Origin of the sequence: Flavobacterium sp. N1736 (assembly GCF_025947065.1) — a bacterium.
Taxonomy (GTDB): domain Bacteria; phylum Bacteroidota; class Bacteroidia; order Flavobacteriales; family Flavobacteriaceae; genus Flavobacterium.
Window position 1 is genome coordinate 2,771,681 of record NZ_CP109994.1, and the last position, 13,617, is coordinate 2,785,297.

At 31.2% G+C, this 13,617-nt stretch carries 16 protein-coding genes; 9 read left to right on the forward strand and 7 right to left on the reverse strand.

Annotation, left to right across the window (positions count from 1 at the left end):
- Positions 1-20: 20 nt before the first annotated feature.
- The 9 genes from infC to OLM54_RS11620 all read left to right on the forward strand — a co-directional run bounded on the left by infC (position 21) and on the right by OLM54_RS11620 (position 6,544).
- Entirely contained in the window at positions 21-572 is a 552-nt protein-coding gene (gene infC, locus OLM54_RS11580; RefSeq protein ID WP_072974136.1) for a translation initiation factor IF-3, read from the forward strand.
- A gap of 90 nt (positions 573-662) precedes the next feature.
- The gene (gene rpmI / locus OLM54_RS11585; RefSeq protein ID WP_022827375.1) at positions 663-860 is read left to right on the forward strand and encodes a 50S ribosomal protein L35; all 198 of its coding nucleotides are present in this window, start codon (positions 663-665) and stop codon (positions 858-860) included.
- A 183-nt stretch (positions 861-1,043) separates the two neighbouring features.
- Positions 1,044-1,388, forward strand: a complete 345-nt coding sequence (rplT, locus tag OLM54_RS11590; protein ID WP_017498429.1) for a 50S ribosomal protein L20 — start codon at positions 1,044-1,046, stop codon at positions 1,386-1,388.
- Positions 1,389-1,523: 135 nt separating this feature from the next.
- The gene (locus OLM54_RS11595) at positions 1,524-2,096 is read left to right on the forward strand and encodes a Crp/Fnr family transcriptional regulator (protein WP_264534789.1); all 573 of its coding nucleotides are present in this window, start codon (positions 1,524-1,526) and stop codon (positions 2,094-2,096) included.
- Positions 2,097-2,173: 77 nt separating this feature from the next.
- Positions 2,174-2,608, forward strand: coding sequence for a carboxymuconolactone decarboxylase family protein (locus OLM54_RS11600; RefSeq protein ID WP_264534790.1), 435 nt, complete (start codon positions 2,174-2,176; stop codon positions 2,606-2,608).
- A gap of 168 nt (positions 2,609-2,776) precedes the next feature.
- Positions 2,777-4,501, forward strand: a complete 1,725-nt coding sequence (locus OLM54_RS11605) for an ATP-binding protein (RefSeq protein ID WP_264534791.1) — start codon at positions 2,777-2,779, stop codon at positions 4,499-4,501.
- 148 nt (positions 4,502-4,649) lie between these two features.
- Positions 4,650-5,318 (forward strand): DUF5932 domain-containing protein, encoded by a 669-nt coding sequence (locus OLM54_RS11610; RefSeq protein WP_264534792.1) that lies wholly within the window; start codon positions 4,650-4,652, stop codon positions 5,316-5,318.
- 74 nt (positions 5,319-5,392) lie between these two features.
- A complete protein-coding gene (locus OLM54_RS11615; protein WP_264534793.1) occupies positions 5,393-5,647 on the forward strand; it encodes a hypothetical protein in 255 nt (84 codons plus the stop codon).
- 93 nt (positions 5,648-5,740) lie between these two features.
- Entirely contained in the window at positions 5,741-6,544 is an 804-nt protein-coding gene (locus OLM54_RS11620; protein ID WP_264534794.1) for an endonuclease/exonuclease/phosphatase family protein, read from the forward strand.
- Here OLM54_RS11620 and OLM54_RS11625 read toward each other — a convergent pair whose 3' ends face one another.
- The 7 genes from OLM54_RS11625 to OLM54_RS11655 all read right to left on the reverse strand — a co-directional run bounded on the left by OLM54_RS11625 (position 6,545) and on the right by OLM54_RS11655 (position 13,588).
- Positions 6,545-7,804, reverse strand: coding sequence for an asparagine synthetase B (locus OLM54_RS11625; protein ID WP_264534795.1), 1,260 nt, complete (start codon positions 7,802-7,804; stop codon positions 6,545-6,547).
- 340 nt (positions 7,805-8,144) lie between these two features.
- A complete protein-coding gene (locus OLM54_RS11630) occupies positions 8,145-8,810 on the reverse strand; it encodes a response regulator transcription factor (RefSeq protein ID WP_264534796.1) in 666 nt (221 codons plus the stop codon).
- Between the two features lie 111 nt (positions 8,811-8,921).
- Entirely contained in the window at positions 8,922-9,710 is a 789-nt protein-coding gene (locus tag OLM54_RS11635) for a sensor histidine kinase (protein ID WP_264534797.1), read from the reverse strand.
- A gap of 26 nt (positions 9,711-9,736) precedes the next feature.
- On the reverse strand, positions 9,737-10,363 hold the full coding sequence (locus OLM54_RS11640; RefSeq protein ID WP_264534798.1) for a hypothetical protein: 627 nt from the start codon (positions 10,361-10,363) through the stop codon (positions 9,737-9,739).
- A 22-nt stretch (positions 10,364-10,385) separates the two neighbouring features.
- Positions 10,386-10,745, reverse strand: coding sequence for a hypothetical protein (locus OLM54_RS11645; RefSeq protein ID WP_264534799.1), 360 nt, complete (start codon positions 10,743-10,745; stop codon positions 10,386-10,388).
- A 204-nt stretch (positions 10,746-10,949) separates the two neighbouring features.
- Positions 10,950-12,494, reverse strand: a complete 1,545-nt coding sequence (gene dnaB / locus OLM54_RS11650) for a replicative DNA helicase (protein WP_264534800.1) — start codon at positions 12,492-12,494, stop codon at positions 10,950-10,952.
- Positions 12,495-12,634: 140 nt separating this feature from the next.
- The gene (locus OLM54_RS11655; protein ID WP_154785682.1) at positions 12,635-13,588 is read right to left on the reverse strand and encodes an acetyl-CoA carboxylase carboxyltransferase subunit alpha; all 954 of its coding nucleotides are present in this window, start codon (positions 13,586-13,588) and stop codon (positions 12,635-12,637) included.
- Between the last annotated feature and the right edge of the window lie 29 nt (positions 13,589-13,617).

The following is a 13,617-nucleotide window of genomic DNA, read 5'->3' on the forward strand; positions in this document are numbered from 1 at the left end:
TAAATTATAAAGTCATAGCAATAAGAAGCAACAGAGGTTACCAACCTCGAGTAGAAAAAAAGGATGCACACAGAATAAATAACAATATTCGTGGTGTACAAGAAGTAAGATTAGTAGGCGAGAACATCGAACCAGGTGTATTTAAGCTTGCAGAAGCTTTACGTTTAGCAGATCAGTTCGAATTGGATTTGGTTGAAATTTCGCCAAACGCTGAGCCGCCGGTTTGTAAAATCATGGATTACAAGAAATTTGTTTACGAACAAAAGAAACGTGATAAGGTTTTAAAAGCTAAGTCTACCCAGGTTGTAGTAAAAGAAATTCGTTTTGGTCCTCAAACTGATGAGCATGATTATGAATTTAAAAGAAAAAATGCTGAGAAGTTCCTTAAAGAAGGTGCTAAATTAAAAGCATTCGTATTCTTTAAGGGTCGTTCTATCATCTATAAAGATCAGGGACAGATTTTATTACTACGTTTGGCTACAGATTTAGAAGAACATGGTAAAGTGGAAGCTATGCCGGTTTTGGAAGGTAAGAGAATGATTATGTTCATTGCTCCTAAGAAGAAAAAATAGTCTCAGTTTATAGTATTCAGTTTACAAACTGAAACTTAAACCTGAAACGAAAATATAAGTAAGTAAGAATAAATTAAAACACTAGGAAAAATGCCTAAAATGAAAACAAAATCTAGCGCCAAGAAACGTTTTAAAGTTACTGGTTCTGGAAAGATTAAAAGAAAGCATGCTTTTAAAAGTCACATCTTGACTAAAAAATCTAAAAAACGTAAATTAGCTTTGACACACTCAGCGCTAGTTCACAAAACAGATATGAAAAGCATCAAACAACAATTAAGAATTATCTAATATAAGTCGAAAGTAAAAAGTCTAAAGTTTAAAAGTCAGTAACTGACTTTTGACATTTGACCTTTAAACATTTGACTAGAGAATTTCTTTAGGTTAAAAAAATATTTATTATAACCTTGGAGTATGGCTTTGAAGTTCCTTTGATTCAATTCAGGACGCCTGCTACAAAAACACATTAAAATTATGCCAAGATCGGTAAATTCAGTTGCTAAAAGAGCAAGAAGAAAAAAAATAATGAAGCAAGCCAAAGGTTTCTTTGGTAGACGTAAAAACGTTTGGACAGTTGCTAAGAACGCGGTAGAGAAAGCGATGAGCTACGCTTACCGTGACAGAAAACAGAATAAAAGAAATTTCCGTGCTTTATGGATTCAACGTATTAACGCTGGAGCCAGATTAGAAGGAATGTCTTATTCTCAATTCATGGGAAAAGTTAAAGCTAACGGAATCGAATTGAACCGTAAAGTTCTTGCAGATTTAGCGATGAACCACCCAGAAGCTTTCAAAGCAATACTTAATAAAGTAAAATAAACGTTTTATAAACTCAATTTAGATTACTTACTTATCATAGAAAAACCATCCTGTTCAAACGGGATGGTTTTTTGTTTTTAGGATAATTTCGAAAAATCAATTTTATAAGTAAATTTGCATAAAACAAAAACATATATGCATACAGCACTTTTACAGCATATTCAAAAACATATCAACCTTGAACCATCCGAAATTGATATTTTGGAATCTGTTTTGAATGTTTCTAAAATAAAAAGAAAAGAACTTGTACTACAGGAAGGACAAATTTGCAATACAATGTACTTTATCATCAAAGGCTGTATGAGACAATATATAATAAATTCTAGAGGTGTAGAACAAACCCTTCAGTTTGGTATTGAGAATTGGTGGATAACAGATTATTTAAGCTACCATAATCATGTACCTTCACACTTTTATATTCAGGCTGTAGAAAGTTCATTAATAATAGCCTTAGAAAAACCTACACTTGAAGCTGTTCTTGTAGAGATTCCAAAATTAGAGCGATACTTTAGGATTATATCAGAAAAATCATTTGGTGCAGCACAAATGCGAATTAAATTTCTATTTACTATGTCTGCGGAAGAACGTTATCATCATTTCAATAATAACTTTCCGGAATTTGTACAGCGTGTTCCACAATATATGATTGCTTCTTATTTAGATTTTTCGGCTGAGTTTTTGAGTAAGATTAGAGCTGGAAAGGTATAAATTCATTTTTTGAAGTAGTTCAAGTTTTTTAAGGTATAGATGCAGGAACTTTGTATCAAACTTTTAAAACACATAAAATGAAACCAAGAATTGTTATCCCAACAGTTGCTCCACAAGCTTATCAGGCTATGATGAATTTAGAAAAATATATTTCTACTACTTCATTAACTCCTGTACATAAAGAATTGATTAAAATTCGCGCATCTCAAATAAATGGCTGTGCTTATTGTATTAATATGCACACTGCAGATGCCAGAAAATATGGTGTAACTGAACAGCGCATTTATTTATTAAGTGCGTGGCGTGAAGCCGATGTTTACACCGAAGAAGAAAAAGCAATTTTAGCTTTAACCGAAGAAGTAACACTAATCAATAATCATGTTTCTGAAGAAGTTTATCAAAATGCTGCAAGCTTATTTGATGAAAAATATCTTGCTGAAATCATTATGATGATCATCACTATTAATGCCTGGAACCGAATAGGAATTACCACAGGCATGAGAGCTGTATAATTTTATAAAGATAAATTTTACAACATTCTGATAAAACAAAACCCTCCTGCGTGAGGGTTTATTTGTATATGCCTGTAAATGAGTATTTGAAAATTTCACCTTTTAAAAAAAATCAAAAACAGGTATTTATACGTGCTCTCAACTATTAGAATTCTATATTTTTGGCGTATGATACCAAAAAGAATACAATTCTATCTATATATAACGCTTACTTTAATTGTCATTATTTTTTCTTGTCAAAAAAATAATAACGAAGCCAATCAACCAAAAGAAACAAAAAAAGAGATTGAAAGATTAATTACGACTGCTGATCAATTTAATAAAGAAGAAAAATTTGACAGTGCTTTCTATTATTATAATGAAACAAAATTAACAGCCAATCCAAAAACAGATATAGAAAAAATTGCTTTTTCGCTTTTGAAAATGTCTGAAATACAACAAAACAATGGCGATTATATTGGCAGTGAAGCGACCGCTACAGAAGCTATTCAATACATCAATAAAGCACACAATCTGGATTATACCTGGACGATATATCGTATACTAGGCATAAATTACTTCAGCACTTATAATTTTAAAGCCTCAATTGATTGTTATCAAAAAGCTTATCAATTAAAAACAGATAGAAAGCGAAAAATAGCAATGAAAAATAATATTGCTTTAGTTTATCGGGAGCAAAAAAAATATAAGAATGCTATTCAAATATTTGAAAGTATACTAAAAGAAAAAGAGATTAGGGATAATCCATTATTGTTTTCTAAGGTTCTGGATAATTTGGGATCATGCTATACTTCTGTCAACAATCCTCTGGCAAGTGATTTTCTGCATCACGGACTCGAAATCAGGCTAAAACTAAAAGATAATTTAGGTTTAGGAATGAGTTATATACACTTATCACAATTTTACGAAAAAAGTAATTCAGCACTATCCGAAAAATATGCGCGATTAGGCTACGAAAACTTTACAGAAGCAAATTGTATCGATTATAGATTGAATTCACTAGAATTAATAATCAAAAATACTGATGGATATGAGTTGAAGAAAAACTCACTCAAATACATTTCGTTAGTTGACAGTCTTTTTGAAGTGAGACAAAAATCAAAAAATGAGTTTGCGAGAATTAAATATGATTCGAAAAGAGAAAAGGACGAAAATTTAAAATTAAAAGCTAACAAAACGGAAAACGAATTACAATTAGAAAGACAAAAAAATCGGAATACTGTTTCGTATATCATAATCGCTTTTACCTTATTTTTAATTTTAGTGCTCTATTTTTATTTGACTTCAAGGGCAAATAAAGATAAGATTGAAGCAACTTATCAAAGTGAAACACGTATTTCGAAGAAACTGCACGATGAACTTGCCAATGATATTTACCATACTATGGCTTTTGCAGAAAATAAAAATCTCGCTCTTGCTGAAAATAAAGAACAATTATTAAATCATTTGGACGCCATTTATTCGAGAACAAGAGATATTTCTAAAGAAAACAGCCCTATTGTTACAACTGAAGAATATGTTTTTTACTTAAAAGAAATGATTTCCGGATTTGATACCTGCAATATCAATCTTTTAATTAATGGTTTAGATACTATTTCATGGAACGATATTGAAAAAAATAAAAAAATAGCCGTTTACAGGGTACTGCAAGAATTACTTGTAAATATGAAAAAACACAGTAACGCCACATTGGTTGGTATTTCTTTCAAAAAAACAAAGCGAGATATACATATTAATTATACTGACAACGGAAAAGGTATTAATGCAAATGGTATGACCTTTAAAAATGGCCTGCAAAATGCCGAAAATAGAATTCTTGCAATCAAAGGTGAAATTCAAATAGATGCTACTCCTGAAAAAGGATTTAAAGTTCAATTTAAATTCCCAATATAATAAAAACCACAGTTTAGTGTATTATAAAAAATGGTAGGCAAAATGTGGAAAACCGTACTAAATTTATAAATGAAACGACTACTTTTGACCAAAATTCTCACAAAGTATAGAAAAATTACGTTTCCTTTCCTTTATAAACTTACACCTTATGTTTAAAAAAGTTTTAGTTGCCGAAGATTTAGATAGTATTAGCATTACCGTTATTCAAGTACTTGAAGATCTTAAAATACCTTTTATCGATCACGTGAAATACTGTGATGACGCTTTAATAAAAATAAAAAAAGGAATTATTGATAATGAACCTTACGATTTATTGATTAGTGATTTATCTTTTAAATCAGACCATCGCGAAATAAACTTAGCCAGTGGAGAAGATCTTATAGGAGCTGTAAATGAAGTTCAACCTGCTATAAAAAAAATAGTGTTTTCTATTGAAGATAAATCGTACCGAATAAAGTCTCTCTTTAATGATTTTAAAATTAATGCCTATGTTTCAAAAGGAAGAAATAGTATAAATGAATTAAAAAAAGCAATAGAACGAGCATATGAAAACGAGGAAAAGATTCTTTCATCTGATTTGTCTTTTAGTTTTACTGACAAAACTTTGATTGAAATAGAATCTTACGATATTTCTATTTTAAAGTTATTAGCCCAGGGCTATACTTTAGAGAATATTTCTAACGAATTTAAAGCCAATTGTATTTTGCCAAATGGCACAAGCAGTCTTGAAAAACGTATAAACAAATTAAAAATATATTTCAAAGCAAATAACAATGTCCATTTAATAGCAATCGCAAAAGATTTTGGTCTTGTTTAACTTATGTCTTTACGGTTTCCCGTAAGGAAATAGATATTTATAAATTTAAATTTGCTAAAATCCTGAACTAACAAATGAAACCACATTTTAATATTAATTCTGAAGAAATTCCCAACCAGAAATACATCACAAAACTATATACAACCAAAAATAAAATTATAATGAAAACAATGTTACTCTGTCTTTTTCTTTCAATAAGTTTTGCATTTGTATCAGAGAAAACAGGTTGGCTTGAAGTTGATTGGAAAATTATCTTCATACCTGCCCTTTTGGTTTTACAAATAATAATTATATCAACTGCTCTAAAAAACAGATACAAAAAACACTAAGGATGGCGTTTAAAAAAGTATCAAAAAATTAAAACATCAGAAGATTGATTGTCAAATTTTGAAATGGTTTATATTTGATATTTTAAACTCTACATGAAAAATAGTCTAAGCCTTTTTGTTTTCTTTTTTGTAATTCATTCATTTTCTCAGGTTAAAATTGTTTCCTGGAATATAGAAAACTTTGGAAAATCAAAAACTGATTCTCAACTAAATAGTATTGCCAATACGGTCCGAAATTATGACATTGTTGTAATTCAGGAAGTTGTTGCAGGCTATGGCGGTGCAAAAGCTGTAACAAAACTAGCCGAAATTTTGAATGAAAAAGGAACAAAATGGGATTACAGCATTAGCGATCCAACAAGCGGTACGAGCTATAAAAAGGAAAGATACGCTTATATCTGGAAAACTTCTAAAGCCAAACTTAAAGGCAATACCTGGCTGGAAAAAAAATATCACTTAGAAATTGATCGCGAACCTTATTTTGCTACCTTCGAGATTGACAAGAAAACAATTACGCTGGTAAATTTTCACGCTATCACCAAGAAAAGACAACCGGAAACTGAAATTAAATATTTTAAATTCCTGCCTCAGGAATATCCTGCCTTAAAATTGGTTTTTATTGGAGATTTCAATTGTCCGGAATCACATACTGTTTTTAATCCCTTAAAAAAAATGGGCTACTCTCCTATTTTTGAGAAACAGAAAACAACATTAAAACAAGAATGTAAAGGTAATAATTGCCTTGCATCTGAGTTTGACAATGCTTTTTATAAAAAAAGCGATCTAAAATACATCAACTCCGGAGTAATTACTTTTTATAAAACCTTTGACTCATTAAAAGAAGCAAGAAAAATATCAGATCATATTCCTATTTGGTTTGAATTTTCCTTAAACTAATTATGTTTTTAGTTTTTTCTTTCTTGCTGCTGGAAATAATACGTTGTTCAAAATTAATCTATAACCCGGTGAATTAGGATGTAAATCTAAAACTGTTGGCGGATCACCAACCTGATGCTGAAAATCTTCAGGATCATGTCCTCCAAAAAAAGTAAACATTCCTTTTCCTTTTTCGCCATGAATGTATCTTGCTTCGCCATTTAACTCACAAGTTCCCATTACTAATACGCTGGATTTTACTAATACCGCATCAAAAGAGGTGGTTTGTCCCATAAAACCTTTTACTAACTGGGTATGATTTTGACATAACATACTTGGAATTGGATCCCATTTTGCAGAAAATTCCATTAATGAAAAATAATCCTTTTCCATAGGGATTCTACGTTTTAAAGTCATATCAATATCTGAGAATTCATATTGTTCCGGACGTCTTTCTAATGTGAAATTTTTAAAAGCAAATGAATTTCCGAAGTTTAATTTCGATTGATAATTTGGTTCACTTGCATCTCCATCAAACATTGCTTCGCATATATCTACACCGTCAGCTGCAAGAGCAATATCAAAACTATCTGTTGCTGAACACATTGCAAACATGAATCCACCACCAATTACAAAATCGCGTATTTTTTTTGCAACTGCTCCTTTTTCCTGTGATACTTTAGAGTATCCTAATTTTGCTGCTAGTGCCTCTGCGTCCTTTTTTTGATCAATGTACCAAGGCGTGTTTTTATAAGCTGCATAAAACTTTCCGTATTGACCTGTAAAGTCTTCGTGGTGCAAGTGCAGCCAATCGTATAGCAATAATTGATCACTTAAAACTTCTTCGTCATAAATTGGCGTGAAGGGAATTTCGGCATAAGTTAAAACTAAAGTTACTGCGTCATCCCAGGGCTGTTTTCCTTTTGGCGTATAAACGGCTATTTTTGGTGCTTTTTCAAGTATAACCGATTCCATATTTTGAGAAGGACTCGAAATTTCGTTTAAAATCGAAGCTTCTTCACTATCTGAAAGTATCTCAAAGCTTACTCCACGAATTTTGCATTCCTTTCTAATTTCTTCAACATCAGGAAGCAAAAAAGAACCTCCTCTATAATTAAGCAGCCAGCTTGCTTTATAATCTTTACTTAAACACCAATATGTAATTCCGTAAGCTTTTAAGTGATTTTGCTGTGTAGTTTCATCCATTGGAAGTAGAATAAACGAAGCTTTAACAGTAAATGAAAAAAGGAATATAAAGATATAGACTAAACTTTTGTGCATCAGAAAATTATTTTAGTAAAGATATAAAGGAAGAATTAAAAAACACAATAGCACGTCATAATTAACTAAACTAAGCATTGACGAATAAGCGAAACGTTCTGTATTAAAATTTATTTTACAAAATCAGGTAAAAACACGCATTAAGTGAATATACTTTCTTGTTAAATTTGTGATTAAATAACCAATTAAGTAAATCAATGAAAAATTTAACCATGAAATTAAATGAAAGCAAGAACCAACTAAAAGGATTGAGTATATTACAAAAAATAGGTATTTGTGTACTTATAATGACTATAATTGTGTATTACGTATTATCCATTCAATTTTTAACAAGCTAATTTTAGATTGTTAAAACAGCTATTTCATTTTGAATAGCATAAACGACCAATCCTGCAATATTTCTGGATTCAGTTTTGAGAAGTAAATTATTGCGGTGTCCCTCAACGGTTCTTGGACTTAAAAAAAGATGATCAGCAATTTCAGTAGTTGTTTTTTGCTGACAAATAAGTTGAAGAATTTCGATTTCACGAGGCGAGAGGAAACCTGTTTCCAGATTGCCTTTTGAATTTTTAGTAGAAACAACAGTCTCCTGAATTGTTTTTAAAACTGTTTGATTATAATAAAAACCTTTTTTGGAGACTTCATTTATTGTATGAATTAAATCTTTTGGAGTTGTGTTTTTAATTAAATAAGCAACTGCACCAACCTGAATCATATTTGCAATAAATGATTTTGTATCATAACTTGTTAAGGCAATTATTTTAATTTCGGGATAAGATTTGCGGATAATTTTTGTGGCTTCAACGCCATTTAATACAGGCATTTTCAAATCCATAATAATAATATCAGGTTTTAATTCGCTGCTATCTAATTTAGAAATAAGTTCTTCGCCATTTGAAGCTTCAAAAATAATTTCTATATTATTTTCTCTTTGCAGCAAAAAAGCAATTCCTTTCCGAAATAAAACTTCGTCATCAACTAAAGCAATTTTAATAATGCTACTCATTTTATTATGTTATTTGGGTTTGGAATTTCGAAATTACAAAATATGCTTCAAAAAAACACAAAATACCTTGTTTTGTAGACAAAATGTAGACATTAATCTAAAAAATAATATCTAAAAAGTAAACATTACGGCAACTCCATTATTAATTTGAGAATTTATTTTGATTGTTCCATTCAAAAAAGAAATCCTGCTATCAATGTTTTTCATGCCAAGTCCTTTTTGATTTTCAATATTTTGGGCATCAAAGCCTTTTCCGTCATCTTCGTAATTACAGGTTTTTATTTCATCAATTGTTTTAAAAGCAATCCAAATTTCAGATGCTTTTCCGTGTCGTAAAGAATTATTCATCAGTTCCTGCAAGATTCTGAAAACATGCAAATGTCTATCCATCTCTCTTTCATCAAAGTCAATTTCATTTTTATAATGAACTTTTACCTCTTTACTGCTTTCAAATTCTTCGCATAATTCTTCTATACCCGCATTTAGTCCAAATTTTTCAAAAACAGGCGGTAATAAATTATGAGCAATTTTTCTCGAATTTTCTAAAGCTTTCGTTGTCAAATTAATGATATTCTCTGTAATCTCATTTGTTTCTTCTGCTGTTAAATTTGGAGCGGTTAACAAATGACTGTTTAATGAAACTATATTGAGTTTCGAACTAATATCATCATGTAAATCTTGTGCAATACGTTTACGCTCTTCTTCTTGTGTAATAATAATTGCATGAAGCTGTTCTTTTTGATATTGCAGCACTAAATCTTTCTTTTCAAGTTCTTTTTGAATTATTTTCTTTCTTGAGAAATAGAAAAATACGATCAATACAACGGCAACAATTATAAAGAAAAGCGAGATATATAAAATTATTGCAACAAGTTCTTTTTCAGGAATTGAATGAATCATATCAATATTCTTTATTATAAATTATATTACTGAACTTTTTTAGAAAAACTTTTTATCCAGTCGTATAAAATGAAAAACTGGTAAACTAAAAGTAAAAAAGCATTTAATATCCATGTTAAGTATTTCAAATCGTTACTAAGCTCTGAAGAAAGATTTCCAATTAAAAATAAAACAGTACTTGCCAATAAGTAAAATATAAGACCAATGCTAACATAATAAAATTCTTTATTTTCTGTAAGCATATTATAAAGATGAAGCAAAGCAAAAATAACTATAAGTAAAGACGTTAAAGTAATTTCAAATAAATTAAATTTTAGAAATTGGCTTGAATCCATCATAAGCTGTATTGTTAAAATCAATAATGCCACAAACAAACTGGTCGTAACAAATATTTTTTGACTTTTAATTACTAGTAATGATTTATAAAACAAGGCTAATAATACCATTTGACCAATAAAAAATATATTGACAGCAAATAGGTTGTTCATTCGAAGAAAATACATCACTTCCATAGAGAATTGCATTAAAAATGCAAATGCCAAATAAGAAACAAAAAAAACATTAGCTTTTTCCTTTCGGAAAAAGCTATATGTATACAAGATTAGATTTAATGATAAAATTAAATAACCTGAATAAATTAAAAAATCATCCACTTTCTGGGTATTTTATTTAAAATCAATATGGAGGACAAGGGCGTGCACCATCATAAACAATATCTTCAGCTGCTTCTGCTTGTGCTGATTTATTTTGTTGAGACGGCGGTCCGTAAACATCTACATATTTACCTGTTTCTTTATCTAGTTCTGCACCAACAAAAAGCAATGTTTTTTCTTTTTGATCGTTAATACCAATATAAGCACGAACGGCTTCGGTATTAAGCTGCAAAACTAATTCCAGACTTTCTCTGGGTATCAAATAGGATTTTACTTTGTTTTTAGGATCTTCAACAGTAGTGTCGTCCTCATATCTCTTTTCCCATTCTTGAGCAGTTGCTAGTGGAATTTGAATTGGGCCCGGAAAGGTTTCTTCACTCATAGTTACAATTTTTAATTAGTTAATAATTTTAGATTCGTTAAACAGTTGTTAATGGTTTGGCTAATCTACCGAATTAATTTTTATGTAGAAATATAATTTATCTAAAATTATTAACGAATCCAGGCGTTTATAGAATAAAAAAAATCTTTATAAGTATTACCTTATAAAGATTTTTTCTTCGATTTCTCTTATATATTATTCAGATTAAAATGGTACATCGCTGTCATCATCATCGTCATTGAGATTGCTTCCGAAAGCTTCATTTGCCGAGGGCAGATTTTTAGTGATAAATGGATTATCGTCATGATTCATTTTTGATGGTAAATCGTCATAACTGCCTGAAAAATCATCAAGATTATCAAATTTTCCAAGGTGTCCAATAAATTTCAAACGAACATTTTCGATACCACCATTACGGTGCTTGGCGATCATTATTTCAGCCTGACCAGCAGTTGGCGAAGCTTCATCATCATCCCATTCGTCAATTTTGTAGTATTCCGGACGGTATAAAAACGAAACAATATCGGCATCTTGTTCAATTGCTCCAGATTCACGAAGATCTGATAACAACGGACGCTTACTTGATCCGCGTGTTTCAACGGCACGCGATAACTGCGAAAGTGCAATTACCGGAACGTTTAACTCTTTTGCCAAAGCTTTTAAGTTTCGCGAAATAGTAGAAATTTCCTGTTCACGATTTCCTCCACCCTTGCCATTTCCTCCGGCAGTCATTAATTGCAAATAATCGACAATGACAATTTTGATATTATGCTGTGAAACCAAACGACGACATTTTGCTCTTAAATCGAAAATAGAAAGTGATGGCGTATCGTCAATATACAACGGCGCTTTTTCTAAGTTTTTTACCTTGGTACTTAACATTTCCCATTCATGCGGTTCTAATTTACCGGTACGCAATTTCTCTGATGACAATCCGGTTTCTGATGAAATCAATCTCGTTATTAACTGAACCGAAGCCATCTCTAAAGAAAACAATGCTACTCCGTGCCCAAACTCAATAGCGATATTTCTGGCCATTGAAAGTACAAATGCTGTTTTTCCCATCGCAGGTCTCGCCGCAATAATAATTAAATCACTCGGTTGCCATCCGGAAGTTAGTTTGTCTAAATTGGTAAAACCGGTTTCAACACCGCTTAATCCTTCTTTTCCGGCAATTTCTTCAATACGTTTCTTTGCCTGCAAAACTAAACTCTGAGCAGTTTCAGAACTTCTCTTGATATTTCCTTGTGTAACTTCGTATAATTTTGATTCGGCTTGATCCAATAAATCAAATACATCTGTTGTTTCATCATAAGAAGCTTCGATAATTTCCGAAGAAATTCGGATCAAACTTCTTTGAATAAATTTCTGAAGTATAATACGGGAGTGAAATTCAATATGCGCCGAAGAGGCTATTTTTTGTGTAAGCTGAATCAAATAAAAATCTCCACCGGCAATTTCTAATTTTCCATTCTTTTTCAGCTGAGATGAAACTGTCAATAAGTCAATTGGCTGCGTTTCTGTAAAAAGCTGAACAATTGCTTCAAAAATATATTTATGGGCGTCTTTATAAAAAGCATCCGGTTGCAAAATATCAATTACATCATCCACTCCTTTTTTATCAATCATCATTGCCCCAAGTACAGCTTCCTCTAATTCAAGTACTTGCGGTGGTAATTTCCCTTTTTCTAAATTAATAATAGTGGTTTTATCTACCTTTACAGGATTTATATTTTTGAAATTTTCCATATAGCGAAAGTAACAAATTTTAAAAAAAAATTGCTATCGAGTTATAACTATTAATTGTTTATAAATAAGTTTTTTTTGTTGATAACCAAAAAAAAATCCGAAACTGTAAGGCTTCGGATTTTAAATAATATTGTAAGAATTTACTCCTTATACTCACCCATATTACTATATTTGTCCATTCTCTGAGCAATTAAGTCGGCTGTTGATAAGTCTTTTAATTCGTTATATCCTTTAGTAATATATTCCGCTACTGTTTTAAAAGTAGTTTCTCTGTCGTAGTGCGCTCCGCCTAGTGGTTCCGGAATTACATCATCTACTAATTTTTGTCTTTTCATGTCAGATGATGTTAATTTTAAAGCATCAGCTGCACGTTCTTTGTATTCCCAGCTTTTCCATAAAATAGAAGAGCATGATTCCGGAGAAATTACAGAATACCAAGTGTTTTCTAACATATATACTTTGTCTCCAACACCTATTCCTAAAGCCCCTCCAGAAGCACCTTCACCAACAATAATAGTAATGATTGGCACTTTTAAACGAACCATTTCAAAAATATTTCTGGCAATTGCTTCTCCCTGTCCTCTTTCTTCGGCTTCAAGTCCTGGATATGCACCCGGAGTATCGACTAAAGTTAAAACCGGAATTCCGAATTTCTCTGCCATTTTCATCAAACGTAAAGCTTTACGGTATCCTTCAGGATTTGCCATACCAAAATTACGGTACTGACGTGTTTTTGTATTATATCCTTTTTGCTGCCCTACAATCATAAACGACTGTCCGTTTACTTTTCCTAAACCGCCAACCATTGCTTTATCATCCTTGAAACCTCTGTCTCCGTGAAGCTCTAAAAAAGTATCACCGCAAATTGCTCTGATATAATCTAAAGTGTAAGGTCTGTTTGGATGTCTTGAAAGCTGAACACGTTGCCAGGCCGTAAGGTTTTTATATATGTCTTTCTTAGTTTGTTCTAATTTCTTGTTGATTTCCTTGCAGGTTGGTGTTACATCAACATCAGATTCTTTTCCAATTATAACACACTTTTCTAACTGTTCTTCTAGTTCTTTTATTGGAAGCTCAAAATCTAAATATTCCATGGATTTTTGAATTTTGTTTTTAAATCGAA